This is a genomic window from Williamsia sp. R60, assembly GCF_054063855.1.
Genome location: NZ_JBSSGR010000001.1, coordinates 1,331,334 through 1,349,363, shown reverse-complemented (window position 1 = coordinate 1,349,363; position 18,030 = coordinate 1,331,334). Strand labels below are relative to the sequence as shown.

At 65.1% G+C, this 18,030-nt stretch carries 17 protein-coding genes; 8 read left to right on the top strand and 9 right to left on the bottom strand.

Translation table 11 applies throughout. The annotated features are described in order from the left end of the window. Positions 1–3: 3 nt before the first annotated feature. On the bottom strand, positions 4–486 hold the full coding sequence (locus ACVWY6_RS06065) for a hypothetical protein (RefSeq protein WP_400727512.1): 483 nt from the start codon (positions 484–486) through the stop codon (positions 4–6). A gap of 149 nt (positions 487–635) precedes the next feature. On the opposite strand from ACVWY6_RS06065, the gene ctaE reads away from it, so the two are divergent. Genes ctaE through qcrB form a run of 4 tightly spaced genes read left to right on the top strand, consistent with a single transcriptional unit; the run spans position 636 to position 5,007 of the window. After that, on the top strand, positions 636–1,247 hold the full coding sequence (ctaE, locus tag ACVWY6_RS06060; RefSeq protein WP_081729571.1) for an aa3-type cytochrome oxidase subunit III: 612 nt from the start codon (positions 636–638) through the stop codon (positions 1,245–1,247). A gap of 54 nt (positions 1,248–1,301) precedes the next feature. Further along, positions 1,302–2,225 (top strand): cytochrome bc1 complex diheme cytochrome c subunit, encoded by a 924-nt coding sequence (gene qcrC / locus ACVWY6_RS06055; protein WP_062799559.1) that lies wholly within the window; start codon positions 1,302–1,304, stop codon positions 2,223–2,225. Beyond that, positions 2,222–3,394: a cytochrome bc1 complex Rieske iron-sulfur subunit gene (gene qcrA / locus ACVWY6_RS06050; RefSeq protein ID WP_116914796.1), complete on the top strand. Its 1,173-nt coding sequence runs from the start codon at positions 2,222–2,224 to the stop codon at positions 3,392–3,394. Before qcrC ends, qcrA begins: the two co-directional genes overlap by 4 nt. After that, complete coding sequence (gene qcrB / locus ACVWY6_RS06045) at positions 3,391–5,007, top strand: cytochrome bc1 complex cytochrome b subunit (protein ID WP_023953765.1); 1,617 nt, start codon at positions 3,391–3,393, stop codon at positions 5,005–5,007. The genes qcrA and qcrB overlap by 4 nt, the downstream gene beginning before the upstream one ends. Before the next feature lie 340 nt (positions 5,008–5,347). On the opposite strand, the gene ACVWY6_RS06040 is transcribed toward qcrB, so the two are convergent. The 3 genes from ACVWY6_RS06040 to ctaC are packed head-to-tail and all read right to left on the bottom strand — an operon-like array spanning position 5,348 to position 7,432. Further along, positions 5,348–5,875 carry a GNAT family N-acetyltransferase gene (locus ACVWY6_RS06040; protein ID WP_457536674.1) on the bottom strand — a complete coding sequence of 176 codons (528 nt, stop codon included), beginning with the start codon at positions 5,873–5,875 and terminating at the stop codon, positions 5,348–5,350. 43 nt (positions 5,876–5,918) lie between these two features. Next, a complete protein-coding gene (locus ACVWY6_RS06035) occupies positions 5,919–6,335 on the bottom strand; it encodes a cytochrome c oxidase subunit 4 (protein ID WP_023953767.1) in 417 nt (138 codons plus the stop codon). Positions 6,336–6,352: 17 nt separating this feature from the next. Continuing rightward, the gene (gene ctaC, locus ACVWY6_RS06030; protein ID WP_442316350.1) at positions 6,353–7,432 is read right to left on the bottom strand and encodes an aa3-type cytochrome oxidase subunit II; all 1,080 of its coding nucleotides are present in this window, start codon (positions 7,430–7,432) and stop codon (positions 6,353–6,355) included. Positions 7,433–7,672: 240 nt separating this feature from the next. Between ctaC and asnB the strand changes: the two genes are divergently transcribed. Next, positions 7,673–9,601 (top strand): asparagine synthase (glutamine-hydrolyzing), encoded by a 1,929-nt coding sequence (asnB, locus tag ACVWY6_RS06025; RefSeq protein WP_457536672.1) that lies wholly within the window; start codon positions 7,673–7,675, stop codon positions 9,599–9,601. Positions 9,602–9,627: 26 nt separating this feature from the next. Here the strand turns inward: asnB and ACVWY6_RS06020 are convergent, their stop codons facing one another. From ACVWY6_RS06020 to ACVWY6_RS06010, 3 genes are all read right to left on the bottom strand, one after another. Further along, positions 9,628–10,605, bottom strand: a complete 978-nt coding sequence (locus tag ACVWY6_RS06020) for a carbohydrate kinase family protein (RefSeq protein ID WP_211339022.1) — start codon at positions 10,603–10,605, stop codon at positions 9,628–9,630. Positions 10,606–10,811: 206 nt separating this feature from the next. After that, the gene (locus ACVWY6_RS06015; protein WP_023953775.1) at positions 10,812–11,186 is read right to left on the bottom strand and encodes a HesB/IscA family protein; all 375 of its coding nucleotides are present in this window, start codon (positions 11,184–11,186) and stop codon (positions 10,812–10,814) included. A 134-nt stretch (positions 11,187–11,320) separates the two neighbouring features. After that, entirely contained in the window at positions 11,321–12,376 is a 1,056-nt protein-coding gene (locus ACVWY6_RS06010; RefSeq protein WP_457536670.1) for a glycerate kinase family protein, read from the bottom strand. Between the two features lie 139 nt (positions 12,377–12,515). Here ACVWY6_RS06010 and ACVWY6_RS06005 point away from each other — a divergent pair, with 139 nt between their 5' ends. From ACVWY6_RS06005 to ACVWY6_RS05995, 3 genes are read left to right on the top strand one after another with little or no spacing between them, the layout of a single operon-like run. Further along, the gene (locus ACVWY6_RS06005; RefSeq protein WP_457536668.1) at positions 12,516–13,187 is read left to right on the top strand and encodes a DUF3043 domain-containing protein; all 672 of its coding nucleotides are present in this window, start codon (positions 12,516–12,518) and stop codon (positions 13,185–13,187) included. A 6-nt stretch (positions 13,188–13,193) separates the two neighbouring features. Beyond that, on the top strand, positions 13,194–14,933 hold the full coding sequence (gene cobT, locus ACVWY6_RS06000; RefSeq protein WP_457536666.1) for a nicotinate-nucleotide--dimethylbenzimidazole phosphoribosyltransferase: 1,740 nt from the start codon (positions 13,194–13,196) through the stop codon (positions 14,931–14,933). Next, positions 14,930–15,694 (top strand): adenosylcobinamide-GDP ribazoletransferase, encoded by a 765-nt coding sequence (locus tag ACVWY6_RS05995; RefSeq protein ID WP_400727526.1) that lies wholly within the window; start codon positions 14,930–14,932, stop codon positions 15,692–15,694. Before cobT ends, ACVWY6_RS05995 begins: the two co-directional genes overlap by 4 nt. Before the next feature lie 17 nt (positions 15,695–15,711). Here ACVWY6_RS05995 and ACVWY6_RS05990 read toward each other — a convergent pair whose 3' ends face one another. After that, complete coding sequence (locus ACVWY6_RS05990; RefSeq protein ID WP_457536664.1) at positions 15,712–16,812, bottom strand: branched-chain amino acid aminotransferase; 1,101 nt, start codon at positions 16,810–16,812, stop codon at positions 15,712–15,714. A 91-nt stretch (positions 16,813–16,903) separates the two neighbouring features. Further along, positions 16,904–18,022, bottom strand: coding sequence for a glycine cleavage system aminomethyltransferase GcvT (gcvT, locus tag ACVWY6_RS05985; protein ID WP_457536662.1), 1,119 nt, complete (start codon positions 18,020–18,022; stop codon positions 16,904–16,906). Positions 18,023–18,030 lie beyond the last annotated feature (8 nt).

The window sequence follows — 18,030 nt, the reverse complement described above, 5'->3', positions numbered from 1 at the left end:
AGCCTATCCACCGCCCGCAACCCGATTCGTCGGCGGTTGCAGTACCTGCCAGCCCACTGCAGAGCCGCCGTGCCGCTGGGCCAGACCGGCCATCCGGGAGCGTTCCTGGGACACGTGCAGGGCATCGATCAGCTGTACGCGAGCCAGTGCCACCACCTCGTTGCCGCCGGCGGCCTCGACACCGGTCCCCGGCGGAACCGGAACGGGCCCGTAGTGGTCCTGGGCCGCGAGCTCCAGCGCCCTTGGGACGGCCCCGGACGGCAGCACCAGCAGGTGCCGCAGAACCGACTGTTCGTGCTCGCGCCAACCGGAATCGGCGAGCACCGCCGACGCCGCCTCCGCGTCGTCGAAACTCTCGGCTGTCACCACGAGAGAAGGATCGTCGGCAGACAACTCCCCGTTGGGCTTTCGGCCACCGGCGAGCCGACCGGACCATCGTTTCCACCGGGACACTTCGACCGGGTTCCCGTTCACGTCGCGAGGCACCCCACCAGCCTCCCAGGTGTGTGATTTCCAGCTCTCGGACACGCCGGGAACAGGGCATATGCAGGCGTCTACCTGGGTCGGCGCGACCCGCCGGAAAAAATTCTGGACCCAAGTAGTCAGCGCTTACTACGAACCGTCATACTTCTGGGGTGACTAGCGCTGCAGCACCCACAGGATCAGCTATCACCCAGCGCGTGCACTCGCTGAACCGACCCAACATGGTCAGCGTCGGCACGATTGTGTGGCTTTCGAGCGAGCTGATGTTCTTTGCCGGATTGTTCGCGATGTACTTCGTCGCGCGAGCCGGAAACTACGGCAACTGGCCGATGGAGCCCACCGAGCTCAACCTGACGTTGGCGATCCCGGTGACCACCGTGTTGATCCTGTCGTCGGTGACATGCCAGCTCGGTGTCTTCGCCGCCGAGCGTGGCGACGTCTTCGGCCTTCGCCGGTGGTACACGATCACGCTGATCATGGGCGCGATCTTCGTCGCCGGTCAGGCGTACGAGTACTACCACCTGGTTCACGAGGGCACGACGTTGTCGTCGAGCGCCTACGGCTCGGTGTTCTACATCACCACCGGGTTCCACGGCCTGCATGTCATCGGCGGTCTCGTCGCCTTTGTCTTCTTGCTGATCCGCACGCGGTTGAGCAAGTTCACCCCGGCTCAGGCAACCGCCGCGATCGTCGTGTCCTACTACTGGCACTTCGTCGACATCGTCTGGATTGCCCTGTTCGCGACCATTTACTTCATCCGGTAACGCGCACCACACTTCAGCCCAGGCAGAGTCAGTCCGCTTAGCAGAGAGACACAGATGAGTTCATCTCCCCCACCCACCTCACCCGGGGATTCGGTTGAGGGCGCCCTGAGCGAGGGCGCAGGCAGGATCGACGCGAAAAAGGCCAAGGCACGCCGCAAGTTGCGACGTCGCGCGTCCGGCATCCTGCTGTTACTCGCAGGTCTTGTGGTCGCCGGAGGCCTGGCCACCGCGATCACCCCGGACCCGCAGGTCGCCAAGGCGGACAGCGAGTCGAGTGCGGCGCTGATCCAGGATGGCCGCAAGCTCTACGAGACGTCCTGCATCACGTGCCACGGTGCCAACCTCGAAGGTGTGCTCGACCGCGGACCGTCACTGGTCGGCGTCGGCGATGCGTCGGTGTACTTCCAGGTCTCGTCCGGGCGTATGCCCGCGGTCCGTGGTGAGGCTCAGATCCAGCGCAAGCCGGCCAAGTTCACTCAGGCCCAGATCGACCAACTCGGCGCCTACATCCAGTCGGTCGGCGGCGGCCCCCAGGTCGTGTACGCCAAGGACGCCAACGGAAACGTCATCTTCGAAGACGGCTACCCGGTTGTCGAGCAGGAGCAGTTGCGCGGCGAGAACATCGGCCGCGGTAGCGAGCTGTTCCGGCTGAACTGCGCGTCGTGCCACAACTTCACCGGTCGCGGCGGCGCACTGTCGTCGGGCAAGTTCGCGCCGGTCCTCGACCCGGCCGATGAGCAACAGATCTACACGGCGATGTTGACCGGACCGCAGAACATGCCCAAGTTCTCGGATCGTCAGCTCACCGACGAGGAAAAGCGGGACATCATCGGCTACGTCAAGTACGCGACGCGCCCCGAAGCACCGGGCGGGTACGCCCTTGGCGGCTTCGGACCGGTCTCCGAGGGAATGGCGATGTGGGCTGTCGGCGTAGTGGCTATCGTCGCCGCCGCGATGTGGATGGGATCACGCACATGAGCGATCAACACAAATCTGTCCCCACCCAGGACGAGCTCGACGGGATGAGCAACGACCAGCTGGTCAAGCTCGGAACCAATCTCGATGGTGTGGAGATCATCCACCGTCGGGAACGGTTCCCCGAGCCCGGCAGCAAGGCGGAGAAGCGCGCGGAGCGGTCGGTCGCGCTCTGGTTCCTGCTGGCCGGTCTGTCTGCGGTGGCCTGCTTTGTCATTTTCATCTTCAACCACTGGGAATTCGTGATGCCCGGTGGAGACCACTACTGGCAGTACATCTTCAACACTCCCCTGCTGGGCGTGACCTTCGGATTGTCGATCCTCTCCATCGGAGTGGGCGCCATCCAGTTCACCAAGAAGTTCATCCCCGAAGAGATCTCGGTCCAGGACCGCCACGACGGTGGCTCCACCGAGGTCGACAAGAAGACCGCTGCCGCCATGCTCGGCAACACCATGACGTCGTCCACGATCGGTCGTCGGAAGATGATCATCGGGGCCGGACTCTTCGGCCTCGGAACCTTCGCTGTCACCGGCCTCGTCGCCCTGGTCGGTGGCATCATCAAGAACCCGTGGGCCGAGGGCAAGGACTCCCCGCTCTGGAACACCGGGTGGTCGCCGATCCACAACTCGCCCGAAACCCCCAACGAGACGGTCTTCCTGCGTCGCGACACCGGCAACCCACACCAGGTTGTCCTCGTCCGGCCCGAAGATCTCGATGCCGGCGGCATGGAGACGGTCTTCCCGTGGCGGGTCTCCGATGGCGTCGGAGAGACGGAAGAATCTCGGCACAAGCTTCTCGAGGGACTGCGTGCGGTGGACAACCCCGTGATGTTGATCCGCCTGCGTCCCAACGATGCGGCCCGGGCCATCAAGCGCAAGAACCAGGAAAGTTTCAACTACGGCGACTACTTCGCTTACACGAAGGTCTGCTCGCACCTCGGTTGCCCGGCATCGCTCTTCGAGCAGCAGACCAACCGAATCCTCTGCCCGTGTCACCAGTCCCAGTTCGATGCCCTCGAGTTCGCCAAGCCGATCTTCGGTCCAGCTGCTCGCGCGCTCGCGCAGTTGCCCATTACTGTGAATGAACAGGGTTATCTGGTGGCGGCCGGCGACTTCATCGAACCCGTCGGGCCGGCGTTCTGGGAACGCGGCCAGGGGAAGGACAGACCATGAGCAAACTCGCGCAACGCGCAGAAGAGGTCGACAGCCGGTATCACCTGGCTCCCGGTCTCCGTCGGCAGATCAACAAGGTCTTCCCCACCCACTGGTCCTTCCTGCTCGGCGAGATCGCGCTCTACAGCTTTGTGATCCTGCTGATCTCGGGTGTGTACCTGACGTTCTTCTTCGATCCGTCGATGAGCGAGGTCGTCTACAACGGCGCCTACGAACCGCTCAACGGCGTGATGATGACCAAGGCGTACGCCACCACGCTCGACATCTCGTTCGAGGTCCGCGGCGGTCTGTTCGTCCGACAGCTCCACCACTGGGCAGCACTGCTGTTCGCGGCGTCGATCATCATCCACATGGCACGCATCTTCTTCACCGGTGCGTTCCGTCGGCCACGTGAGGCCAACTGGGTCATCGGCTGCATGCTGCTGCTCCTGGCGATGTTCGAGGGCTTCTTCGGATACTCACTCCCCGACGACCTGCTCTCGGGCACCGGCGTCCGCGCTGCCATGTCGGGCATCGTCCTCGGAATACCGCTTGTCGGTACCTGGATCCACTGGGCCCTGTTCGGCGGTCAGTTCCCGGGCGACATCATCATTCCGCGGCTCTACATACTGCACGTGCTGCTTTTCCCAGGGATCATCCTGGCCCTGATCGGTGCACACCTCGCACTGGTCTGGTACCAGAAGCACACTCAGTTCCCCGGCCCCGGCCGTACCGAACAGAACGTTGTCGGCGTCCGCATTCTCCCGGTCTTCGCGGCGAAGGCCGGTGCGCTGTTCGCGGTCACCTTCGGCTTCCTCGCGATCATCTCCGGCATCTTCCAGATCAACCCGGTGTGGGTGCTCGGGCCATACAACCCGGCGCACGTGTCGGCCGGTTCGCAGCCCGACATCTACATGATGTGGACCGACGGACTTGCCCGCCTGATGCCGGCGTGGGAGGTCTACTTCGGAAACGCGTACACGATCCCAGCGATCTTCTGGGTGGTTGTTGTCATCGGGATCATCATCACCGTGATGTTCGCCTATCCGTGGATAGAGAAGCGCCTCACCGGCGACGATGCTCACCACAACCTGCTACAGCGGCCTCGCGATACCCCGGTTCGTACAGGTATCGGCGCGATGGCACTCGCCTTCTACATCGTGCTCACCGTGTCGTGCATGAACGACATCATCGCGTACAAGTTCCACATATCGCTCAACGCGACCACGTGGATGGGACGCATCGGTCTGATCATCGTGCCGCCGCTCGCGTACTACATCGCTTACCGCTGGGCCCTGGCCCTGCAGCGCAGTGACCGCTTCGTGCTCGAGCACGGCATCGAGACCGGAATCATCAAGCGTCTCCCGCATGGTGAGTACATCGAGCTGCACCAGCCGCTCGGACCCCTCGATGATCACGGTCACCCGCTTCCGATGCCGTACGAGGGTGCAGCGCTACCCAAGCGGATGAACAAGCTGGGCTCGGCCGGGCACCCCGGTAGCGGTTCGCTCTTGGTGGCTGACCCGCCGGAAGAGCAGCAGCGTCAGATCGAGCTCGACAGCGAAGCCCACCACGTCGAGAAGGACGCCCTGCGCGCCCTTCAGGCTCGTGGCGGAAGCCCGTTCACCGACTGATCTGCAACACCACAAAAATCCGGGTCCCGTATCGGGGCCCGGATTTTTTATGCCCGGATCTGTTCTGCCGGGCTATCCGTGCGCGCCGGATTGTCTTGCCCCGGATTTCTCGTTGCCCCGGGTTTCTCGTATGCGGACAGGTTCCTCAGACGAGGCACCTCTCCCCTACCCCACCTTCATGCTCGCGGCCGGTGTGGACAGAAGGACGCCTCCTGAGCGTGCCGACAACGACGGGAAAGACTGAGCTACGGCGCGCGCACCGCGGCCGGTCAAAAGACGATCTGGACCCCGGAACTCCCCATTGGAACAGGAACAGTCAGGCGCTACAAAGCCATGCGGATCACCAGAGGTCGCCGGAGCGCCAGTCGCACAGCAGACGACCATCGGACCGTCCGATTTCACCGAAGACGTGAACGCCTCCACGGTCGTCAGGCGTCGTGATCGAGCCGTCTGGCGTCATCGCCCCGAGTTCGCCTTCCCAAGGGCGCCAGCCTCGTGCACGATAGAGGGCTTCGCCTGCCGCGCTGGCGCTGAGCGCCCCGAAGTCGTAGGCGTCGAGGACTATTCGCTCGCACGCTTCCATCACCTGGTGGCCGAGACCCTGTCGTTGCCGTGTGGGGTCGACTGCAACCGCTTCCACATACCCGACGCGGAGTGGTTCTTCGTCGACGACCATGGATCTGGCCACCACTGCCGCATGGGCTACCACGTCGCCGCCGTCGGACGCGACCGTGACGTGCAGGCCGCCGAGGGCGTGGTCGTAGTCGGTGTCTGCGAACTCACCGTCGAAAGCGCGGTCGAAGAGCTCACGCAGGTGATGACGCTGCAAAGCACTCAGCTCCCAGGTGTGCCGTATCTCTACGGACATCCCAGGAGCTGAGTGCAAAGAAGGATCGATGTTGTTCTGCTGGTCAGTGCTTTTCTTGCCCGGTGTGGTACTCGAACACCAGGCCGGCGACTGCACCGATGATGCATGCGGCTGCGAAACCCACAAACCAGAAGTTGCTTGTTGCCATGGCCACGGCGAGCACTGCGGCGCCGAGCGCGATCACCACAGGCCACCAGCTGCCGGGGCTGAAGAAACCCAATTCGCCTGAACCGTCGGACACCTCGGCGTCTTCGTAGTCCTCGGGGCGGATGTCCACGCGGCGAGCGACGAATCGGAAGTACGTTCCGATGATCATCGTCAGGCCGCCGGTCATGACCAGACCGGTGACACCGACCCACTCGACGTTCTTGCTGGACAACCCACTGGCCAGCCCGTAGGCGATGGCGACCAGGAAGAAGAACCCGGTGAGTACCTCGAAGAGGCGCGCTTCAATTCTCATCTCGTGGCTCCTGGGTACTAGTTCGAGGCCGTCTGGGTGCCGCGGCGGGTGTCGAAAGGCTTGGTGGTCAGCGCTGTGGCGGGCTCACCGATCGATTCGAGTGCCTGGGCGTTGGTGGCGTTGGGGTTCGATTCGCGGAACTTGATGTAGCGGTCGAACTCCTCGGGACTGACGGCACGCACCTCGAAGTTCATCATCGAGTGGTACGTACCGCACATCTCGGCACAACGCCCGACGAAGGCACCTTCGCGGTCGATCGAGCTGACCTGGAAGCGGTTGTCGGTGTGGTTCTCCTCCGGGAAGGGGAACACGTCGCGCTTGAACAGGAACTCGGGGACCCAGAACGAGTGGACAACATCGTTCGAAGCGATCTCGAACTCGATGCGCTTGCCGGTCGGCAAGACCAAGACCGGGATCTCTTCGGAGTTACCGGTGGTCTCGATCTTGTCGTACATGAGGTACTCGCGGATGTTGTTGCGCTCCGCGTCGATTGCGTTCTGTTCGTTGTGGCCGGCCTGCTCGGCCTTCTCGCCGGCGTGCTCTTCCAGCTCGGCCCGCTGGTTCTCGTATGGGTTCTCGCGAGTTCCGTCGTAACGGGAGCCGTCTTCCAGCTGCACCGTGCGGTAGCCGAACTTCCAGTTCCACTGGAAGGCAGTGACGTTCACGACCACATCTGGATCGGACTTCTTCGCCTCGACATCGTTCTGCACGATGATCGTGAAGTAGAAGAGCACCGCGATGATCACGAACGGGATGGCCGTATAGGTCAACTCGAGCGGCACGTTGTATGCGGTCTGACGCGGGAACTCGTCGCCACCGGGCTTCTTGCGGTGGAAGGTGACGGTCCAGAAGGTCAGCGCCCACACGATGATTCCCATGACGAGGGCAGCGATCACCGACCAGGTCCATAGGTGACGCATGCTTTCGGCCTCGGGCGTGATGCCCTCGGGCCAGCCGAACCGCATCACTTCTTCAGCGCTGCAGCTCGACAGCATCATCGCGCCGACACCCAAGAACAGGGTCGCGCTGATCTGCTTGATTCGACGTCCGCGGTGCTGACGCTTAGTCGATGCCGGAGGTCGCCCACCGTGTGCCAATTTCACGCCTTCCTACCCTGCCCAGACTGCAAACAGCCACACCGCCACCCACGATTGGTAGCTCGTGTACTACGCAGCGTAGACCAACCGTCCGCAACATTCGTATCGGGGTTTGGGTTCGTGTCACCGACGCCCGGAATGCCGAGGACGCGCATGGGCCGGGCGGGCGGGGGTGGCCGTAGTTGCGGCATACTCGGGCATGTTCGAAGTGCTGTCCGGAGGACGAATTGAGGCTTTTTCGTGTGTGGTCTGCTAGGTCTGTTGTCCAGCGACGCGTCTGCGGGAGAGTCTGCCGAATTGGTGGCTGCAGCGTCGCACTGCATGCGCCACCGTGGGCCTGACGAGCCGGGCGGAACGTGGCACGACGCGGATGTCGCCTTCGGGTTCAACCGTCTCGCGTTCATCGACATCGAGCACTCGCATCAGCCGCTGCGCTGGGGTCCCGCTCACAGTCCGGAGCGGTACGCGCTGGTCTTCAACGGCGAGATCTACAACTACCTCGAGCTTCGTGAACAGCTGAGCCGGGACGAGGGCGCAGAGTTTCGCACCCAGGGTGACGGCGAGGCCATCGTCGCTGCCTTCCATCACTGGGGTCCTGACGCGGTCGCCCGGCTGCGTGGCATGTTCGCCTTCGCGATCTGGGACACCGAGGAGCGGTCGATGTTCATCGCCCGCGACCCCTTCGGCATCAAGCCGCTCTTCATCGCGACGGGCTCGGGCGGAACGGTCTTCGGCAGCGAGAAGAAGAGCCTCCTCGAACTCCTCGACCGGATCGGCGTCGCGGACGGTCTCGACCCCCGCGCAGTCCAGCACTACACGGTGCTGCAGTACGTACCGGAACCAGAAACCCTGCACGCGGGCATCCGTCGCCTCGAGTCCGGCAGCTACGCCACCATCAAGCCCGGACAACGACCGCAGGTGCGCCGGTACTTCACCCCCCAGTTCAAGGTTCGCCCGTTCACCCCGGACACCCAACAGAAGCGATACGACGAGATCGCCGCAGCGCTCGAGGATTCGGTCGCCAAACACATGCGTGCCGACGTCACGGTGGGCTCGTTCCTCTCCGGAGGCATCGATTCGACGGCCATCGCGGCGCTGGCGATCAGGCACAACCCGGACCTGATCACGTTCACGACCGGTTTCGAGCGCGAGGGCTACTCCGAGGTGGACGTGGCAGCCGAATCGGCCGCGGCCATCGGTGCCCGGCACGTCGTCAAGGTCGTCGGACCTGCCGAGTTCGCCGCCGCGATCCCCGAGATCGTGTGGTACCTCGACGATCCCGTCGCCGACCCGGCTCTGGTGCCGCTGTATTTCGTGGCGAAAGAAGCACGTAAGCACGTCAAGGTGGTCTTGTCCGGAGAAGGTGCCGACGAACTCTTCGGCGGGTACACGATCTACAAAGAACCGTTGTCGCTCAAGCCTTTCGAGCGGCTACCCCGAGGACTGCGAGTGGCAGCGGGCCGATTGTCGGACCGCATACCCGAGGGCACACGCGGTAAGAGCCTGCTGCACCGCGGCTCGATGTCGCTCGAAGAGCGGTACTACGGGAACGCACGCAGCTTCGACGACGCGCGGCTACGCGCTGTCCTGAAGGATTTTCGGCCGGATTGGACCCACACCGATGTGACGGCTCCGATCTACGCGACCTCGCAGGGCTGGGACCCGGTGGCGCGGATGCAGCATCTCGACCTGTTCACCTGGCTTCGCGGCGACATCCTGGTGAAGGCCGACAAGATCACCATGGCGAACTCGCTCGAGTTGCGGGTTCCCTTCCTCGACCCCGAGGTGATGCGGGTCGCCGAAGCCCTGCCCTTCGACGAGAAGATCTCGCACGGCACCACCAAATATGCGTTGCGGAAGGCCCTCGAGCAGATAGTCCCGGCGCACGTCCTGCACCGCAAGAAGCTGGGGTTCCCCGTTCCGCTGCGTCACTGGCTGGCCGGGACCGAACTCTACGACTGGGCTCAGCAGACCGTCGAGAAGTCTCAGACCGAGCACATCTTCAACAAGGACGCGGTGCGGCAGATGCTGACCGAGCATCGCGCCGGAGTGGTCGACAACAGTCGACGACTCTGGACGGTGCTGATCTTCATGGTGTGGCACGGGATCTTCGTCGAGGGCACCATCACGCCCCAGATCGAAGATCACCGCTACCCCGTCAAGCTCTAGCCTCGGCGTAGGCCGGGGCGGTCATCTCACGCCGGGATGACCGCTCCGATCTCGGCTGCGGCCTCGTCTCCGTACGCGCCCGCAATGCGTGCCAACGCTGATTCGCGGTTCCACGTCCAGTCTTGCGGCGCAATGGTTTCCAGCACCAGAACGGCGACCATCGAGCCGAGCTGGGCGCTGCGCTCATGACTCAGACCCGCTGCGTTGCCGACGAGGAATCCGGCCCGGAAGCCGTCTCCGACACCGGTCGGATCGACCTTCTCGGTTTCGGGCACCACCGGCACATGGGTACGTGTTCCGTCGGCCTCGACGATCTCGGCGCCGCCGCTGCCCAGCGTGGTGACACGCAAGCCGACCATCTCGGCGACCTGGGCATCACTGAGACCGGCCTTCTGACGTAGCAGGCCCCACTCGTACTCGTTGGTGAACAGGTAGGTGGCCCCGTCGATGAGTTCGCGTACCTGTTCGCCGTCGAGTCGCGCGAGTTGCTGCGATGGGTCGGCGGCAAACGGTATGCCCAGCTCACGGCACTCCTGACTGTGCACGATCATCCCCTCGGGATCATCGGCGCCGATCAGAACCAACTCGGGCTTGCCGAACTCCTCGGCGAGCCGGGCAAGCGAGATCTGGCGCGATTCACTCATCGCTCCGGCGTAGAAACTGGCCAGCTGGGCCATCTCATCGTCGGTGGTGCACATGAAGCGTGCCGTGTGGGCTGTCTCCGAGACGCGGACACCGCGCGTGTCCACACCGTTGTCCTCCAGGAACTTGCGGTAGTCGTCGAAGTCGCTGCCCACCGACCCCACGAGCAACGGCGAACCACCCAGGACACCCATCGCATACGAGATGTTCCCGGCGACACCGCCGCGCCGGATGATGAGTTCCTCGACCAGGAAACTGAGAGAGATGTGGTCAAGATGTTCGGAAAGCAACTGCTCGGAGAACTTCCCCTGAAAACGCATCAAATGATCTGTTGCGATCGATCCACAAATGGCAATGGCCACGAAAACGAGCCTTTCTGTTCACCCGGTGATGGGGCTAACGCTACATACGCCCACAGACGAAGCAGGGCATACCCCGAATCCGTCGAAAGTATGGGCGTGCGCCTCCAGCCGGGCCTGCATGACATATGCCTGGACAGGAAAACGGCCGCATCCGAGTGATCGGATGCGGCCGTTGCCGAGAGCCAGTGCCCCGTCGGGGCTGGGCGTCAGTTGAACGAGTCGCCGCAGGCGCAGCTGCCGGTCGCGTTCGGGTTGTCGATGGTGAAGCCCTGCTTCTCGATGGTGTCGACGAAGTCGATGCTCGCGCCCATGACGTACGGCGCGCTCATCCGGTCGACGGCCAGTCCGACGCCGTCGAACTCGACAACCAGGTCGCCGTCGAGGTTGCGGTCGTCGAAGTAGAGCTGGTAGCGCAGGCCCGCGCAGCCACCGGGCTGAACCGCGATGCGCAGCATGAGCTCTTCGCGACCTTCCTGCTCGCGCAGGGCCTTGGCCTTCGCGGCAGCGGCATCGGTCAGAATCACACCGTGGGCAGGCGCTTCGGTCTCGGTCTGCACAGCGGTCTCATTCGATGCGGTCATGGATTCTCCTCAGTGTGCGGGGCGTAGGCGTGCGATCGGCACAGTTGCCAGGTATCGGATGCGAACTTCCAACGCCTATAACCGTACTCCTGTCCCCCCTATTCCCGCGTCACGCGGGCGGGCGAAAGCGCCGGTCACCACTCCTCGGCGACGTGCCGCGCGAGTCGGCGCAGCTGGTTGTCGGCGTCATCCATCGCGAGCTGGACCGAACCTGCGATGTCGACGATCGAGTCAGCCCTGGCGATACCCGCCTCGGCGATCTGCGCGGGGGTGAGCGTCACCTGGCCTGCCAGCACAACGGTCGGGATACCTCGCCGACGCGCGGCGGTGGTGAGCGCCGCGACGACCTTGCCCTTGAGGGTTTGTTCGTCACACCGCCCCTCGCCGGTGATCACCAGGTCCACGTCGTCGATGAGTTGCTGTTGTCCGGTCGCCTCGGCGATAACGGTCGCCCCGGACACCCTCGTCGCCCCGAGCGCGATCAGCGCGGCACCCAGTCCCCCGGCCGCGCCTGCGCCTGCATCCTCGGTGATGTCGCGGCCGGCGAGACCGTTGAGTGACGAGGCCCATTCGGCCATGCCTTCCTCCAACAAGGAGACGGTCTGGGGGTCGGCGCCCTTCTGTGGCCCGAACACATGTGCCGCGCCACCTGGGCCGAGCAGCGGGTTCTCGACATCCGAGGCAGCCACCAACGTGACCGACCTCAGCAAATGTGCGGCGCCGTCGAGACCACCGAGCGCGTCGATCAGACCACGACCGCCGTCGGTACTCGCGCTGCCGCCCAGCCCCACAACGATGTCGGTGGCGCCGGCGGCCACCGCGGCGGCCACCAGCTGGCCGACCCCGAACGTGTCCGCGGACAGCGCGGTCCGCGGAGTGGGGCCGCCTCCCAACTGGTGCAGCCCGCAGGCCTGCGCACATTCGACGTAGGCGGTCGCACGATCTCCGCGACGATCCAGCAGCCAGTCGGCCCGGACCGACGCTCCGAGTGGACCTGCCACCGTCTCGCTGCGGCGGTCGCCGAACCGGCTGGCCAGGACATCGACGAATCCTGGTCCGCCGTCGGATTGCGGCACCGATATCAACTCGTCGCCGGGACGTCCCAGCTTCCACCCGGCCGCGATGGCCTGGGCGGCCGCGACCGCTGTGAGGGTGTCACCGAAGGAGTCCGGGGCGATCAAAGCCTTCATGGAGGGAGTATAGGAACGGCAAGGCAGCTCCGGCAGCGCAGCGAAGACGCCGGCTGCCCCGGCGGCCGTTCTGATCCCCGGCGGGGAGTCCTGCACCACCCGGGGATCAGAACTGCCGCCGGGGAGATAATCTGACGGGGTGAAATTGCCCTGGAAGAAGGACGACGTCGAAGGCGACACCGTCGACACGACCGCCGGTCAGACAACGGTGGAAGAAACTGCGGGCAGTCGCAGGTACACCGAGGGCAAAGGTCGCCCGACTCCCAAGCGGCGTGACGCCCAGGGCAAGCGACGCGGACCGGTCAGCCCGGCCCCGCTGACCCGCGCCGAGGCACGGGCACGGAAGAAAGAACTCAAGGGGTCGAACGTCACCCTGACCAAGGCCGAGAAGAAGGACCAGGCCGACGCTCGGCGTCAGCAGCGCGCCGATCAGCGTCAGAAGATGATGGAAGGCGACGAGCGGTATCTGATGCCGCGCGACAAGGGCGAGGTGCGTCGTTACGCCCGCGACATCGTCGACTCCCGCCGGAACTTCGCCGGGATGTTCATGCCCTTCGCCATCCTGCTGATCATCGTCATGTTCGTGCCGGCCATCGCGGTGTACGCCACGCTGCTCATGCTGGTCTTTGTGGTCTTCCTGGTGATCGACGGAGTGTTGCTGGGACGGATTTTGAACAATCGCGTCCGCGAGCGGTTCCCGAGCACCGAAGACGGCGGATTCAAGCTCGGCTGGTACGGATTCAGCCGCGCTATGCAGCTGCGGTTCATGCGGGCACCAAAACCGAGGGTCAAGCCGGGTGACGCGGTCTGAGCGACGATGCGCACTCTGATCCTTGGTGGAATTCGTTCAGGTAAATCAGCTTTCGGCGAGGGACTGCTCCCGGCGACCGGCGTCCGATACATCGCCACCGCGGCCGATCCGGCGACTGGCGACCCACAGTGGTCACAGCGCATCGCCGCGCACCGGTCACGACGGCCGGTCGGTTGGCAGACGGTGGAGTCCGCCGACGTCGCCGGTCGACTTCGCTCCGACCCGGACGTGGCGACTCTTGTCGACGATCTCGGCGGGTGGGTCAGCAGACAGATCGACGATGTGGGCGGCTGGGACGACGACAACTTCGACCTCTCCGACAAGATTGCCGAATTCGTTTCTGCGGTAGCCGATTTCACCGGGGACCTGGTCATCATCAGTCCCGAGGTGGGCCTGTCCCTGGTGGCGCCCACGCCGGCGGGACGGCTGTTTCAGGATCAGCTGGGGCTTCTCAACAACGCCGTGGCGGCAACGTGTGACCGGACGGTCCTGGTCGTCGCGGGCAAAGTGCTCGAGATCAGTGACCCGCAGCCGGCTGCCATCAATGCTGTCAGCGCCGCGCCCGTCCCGGTCGAGGGATCAAAGGCCGATGACATCGAGGCCACGTCGGCAACCCCACAGACCGAGGGGTCCGACGATTCCGGGCAGCACGCCGGCCTCGGCGCCGCGACGGAGTTCGAACTCCCCGAGCAATTCGACTTCATCGCTGCACCCGACCGTGATGCAGCCATTGCGGCCAGGGCACGACAGGGCGAACTGACCAAACCCACCGGCTCGCTGGGTCGGCTCGAAGAGATCGCAGTGTGGGTCGCTTCATGCCAAGGAATCTGTCCCCCATCGCCTTTCGGTCAGCCGACGGTTGTTGTGTTCGCCGGCGACCACGGGGTCGCCCGGGCCGGGGTGTCGGCGTACCCACCTGAGGTGACGGCACAGATGGTCGCCAATTTCACCGCCGGCGGAGCCGCGGTGAACGTGCTGGCCAGACTGCACGGCGCGAAGGTCAGGGTCGAGGATCTCGCGGTCGACGCCGAGACCCCCGAAGCCATCAGCCGGTTCAAGGTGCGGCGCAGCTCGGGAGACCTCACCGTCGAAGACGCTCTGACCACCGAGCAGACCCGCGCCGCCCTCGCCGCCGGGCGGGCCATCGCCGACCAAGAGATCGACAGTGGCGCCGATCTGCTGATCGCCGGCGAGATGGGTATCGGCAACACCACTCCCGCAACGATTCTCGTCGGTCTTCTGACGGACAACGAGCCCGTTGTGGTGGTCGGCCGCGGAACCGGCATCGACGACAACGGCTGGATCCGCAAGACTGCGGCGGTGCGCGACGGGATGCGTCGTGCGCGCCCCCACGGCAGGGTTCCCCTCGAGTTGCTGCGCACCGTGGCCGGCGCGGAGATCACCGCGATGGCGGGGTTCCTGGCCCAGGCTGCGTTACGGCGCACACCGGTCATCCTCGACGGTCTTGTGGTAACAGCCGCTGCGCTGGTTGCCAACGACATGGCGCCCGGTGCCCGCGAGTGGTGGTTGGCCGGGCATCGATCCGCCGAACCGGCTCACAGCATCGCGCTCAAGCAGCTCGATCTCGAGCCGCTCCTGGACCTCTCGATGCGCCTCGGCGAAGGCAGTGGCGCTTTGACCGCTCTCCCGGTGGTGCAGTCTGCGGTGGCCACACTCGCCTCCATGGCCACCTTCGCCGAAGCCCAGGTCACCGGCGCACCGGAACCCACGCGCGCCGGTCGATGAGCCTTCGCCGCGCGCTGCGCGGTCCCCAGACCGCGCTGTCCTGGTTGACCATCCTGCCTGTGGCGGAACCACCGGGCCCGTTCGACCGCGCCTTGGGCGGCGCGGTGATCGGGTCCACGCCCCTGGTCGGTGCGGTCCTCGGCGGCATCGCCGCCACAGCCGCGTTCGGGTTGTCGTTTACCGACTTACCGGTGTTGATGCTCGGTCTGTTGATCGTCGGGTTGTTGGCGGTCCTGACCCGGGGCATGCACCTCGATGGGCTGGCCGACACCGCCGACGGACTCGGCTGTTTCGGTCCGCCCGAGCGTGTTCACGAGGTGATGCACAGTGGCAGCACCGGTCCGTTCGGCGCGGCGACGCTGGTGCTGGTACTGGCTGCGCAGGCAACCGGATACGGCGCCCTCATCGAACAGGGAAACTGGGCCGCCATCGTCTTCGTGGTCTTCCTCAGTCGCGTGGCCCCCGTGATCGGATGCCGGATCACGTTGCACGCCACCGAGAAATCCAAGTTCGGTGCGTTGACCGCGGGCACGCAAAGGCTGACCATCCCGTTCTGGGTGATGGGGGCTGTGGTCGCCGGGTTCGCCATCGAGCCGGTACCGCCCATCCCCGGTGCGTTCACCGCCGTGGTGGTCGCAGCCTTCGCCTGGGCATTCACCGCGCACTGTTCCCGACGGTTCGACGGCGTGAACGGCGACGTTCTCGGCGCTCTCGTCGAGCTGAGCGCGCTGATCGCCCTGTGCGGGATGTTGATCGGCTGACGGGCCGGGCGCCGACCTCAGCCGTAGAGCTTGGTCATCCAGCCGTGCGTGTCGGCGAACGTCCCCCGCTGTATGCCGGTGAGGGTGTCGCGCAGGGCCATCGTCACCTTGCCCGGCTGGCCGTCGGCGATCGTGTAGTCGTCGACGTCCCCCTTGACGTGTCCGACCGGGGTGATCACCGCGGCGGTGCCACAGGCGAAGACCTCAGTGATCTCGCCCGATGCCACGCCTTTGCGTAGCTCCTCGACGCTGATCTTGCGTTCGCTGACGTCGAACCCGGCGTCGGTCGCCAGCTGCAGCAACGATTCCCGGGTGATCCCAGGCAACAGAGATCCCGACAGCTCAGGGGTCACGAGCTTGGCGTCGGCACCGGATCCGAACACGAAGAACAGGTTCATCCCGCCCATCTCTTCGATGTGACGACGCTCGATGGCGTCGAGCCAGACCACCTGGTCGCATCCGTGCTCGGCGGCCTGGGCCTGTGCCAGCAGTGACGCCGCGTAGTTGCCACCGAACTTGGCCGCGCCGGTACCGCCGGGCGCCGCCCGCACGTACTCGGTGGACAGCCAGACACTCACTGGATGAACGCCGCGGGGGAAGTACGCACCGGCAGGCGACCCGATCAGCATGTACCGGTACTCGGTCGCGGGCCGCACGCCGAGGCCGGGCTCGGTGGCGATCATGAACGGGCGCAGATAGAGCGACGACTCGCCGCCGGCTGCGGGCACCCACTCGTGATCCGCGGCCAGCAGGGCCTGCAGCGAGGCCATGAAGTCCTCGGTGCTCAGTTCGGGCATGGCCAGCCGGCGCGCCGAACGCTGCATCCGCGCTGCGTTGGCGTCGGGCCGGAACGATGCGATCGTCCCGTCGGACTGCCGGTAGGCCTTGAGACCTTCGAAGATCTCCTGGGCGTAGTGCAGCACCATCGCCGAAGGATCCAGAGCGATCGGGCCGTACGGGACGATGCTCGCGTCGTGCCAGCCCTTGTCCGCACTGTAATCGATGATCACCATGTGGTCGGTGAAATGCCTGCCGAATCCCGGGGCTTCCAGGATGTCGGCGCGGCGCGACTGGGACACCGGCTGGGGATGCTCGGTCCGGACGAACTCCAAGGTCATCAGGCAATGGTAACGCTCACCCGTGAGCCGATTCCGACCACCGATTCCGCGTGGCCCGACCACCCCTGGTCCGCAGGCGAAACGGGTGGGGTCAGCCGGCGTTCGCGGTCACGAACGGCGGCAGCACCACCTCGCACTCGAGAGCCCGTCCCCGGACATCGATCACCACGGTGTCGCCTTTGGCGACGCCGGCGGCACTGTCGATGAGCGCCAGGGCGATTCCGGTCTTGAGTGTCGGAGAGAAGGTGCCCGATGTGCACACGCCGATCCGGTCACCGCCTGCTGCCGACAACACGGGTGAATCGGCACGCGGCACGCCGCGCCCGGTCGCCCGCAGACCCCACAGCCGCCGCACCGGGCCCGCCTCCTTCTCGGCCAGCAGGGCGTCGCGACCGAAGAACTCCGGTTTTTTCCATCCGACAGCCCAACTGCAACGGGCCTGCAGTGGACTGATGTCGACCGACAGTTCGTGTCCGTGCAAGGGGTAACCCATCTCGGTGCGGAGGGTGTCGCGAGCTCCCAATCCGGCCGGCTGCCCGCCGGCCGCGACAACTGCGGACAGAAGGGCATCGAAGACCGGTGCACTGTCGTCCCACGACGGCAGCAACTCGTAGCCGCGTTCACCGGTGTATCCGGTCCGGCACACCCGCACCGGATACCTCGCGTCACCCACCGCCAACTCGGCATCGGCGAACGACATGTAGTCCATCTCCGTCGGCACGCCCAGATCCGCGAGCACCTGCGCCGAGCGGGGTCCCTGAACCGCGATGACACCGAAGTCGCGATGACGGTTCCGGACCTCGATCCCGTCAGGGGCGACGGCCGCGAGCGCCGCGACCACTGCAGCCGTGTTCGCGGCGTTCGGAACCATGAACACCTCGTCGTCGGACACCCAGTAGACGATCAGGTCGTCGATGACACCGCCGGTTTCGTTGGTGCACAACGTGTATTGGGCCTTGCCCGGCGCGATCTTGTTCAGATCGTTGGTGAGGGTGCGGTTGACGAACTCCGCAGCTCCCGGTCCGGTGACGGACGCCTTGCCGAGGTGACTGACGTCGAATATCCCGACCGCCTCACGCACGGCGGTGTGCTCGGCGACGGTGCCCGCATAGGACACCGGCATGTTCCATCCGCCGAATGCCGCGAAACTCGCGCCCAGTGTGCGGTGCGATTCCTCGATCGGTCCGGCCAGCAATTCACCTTCGCTCATGGCGTTAC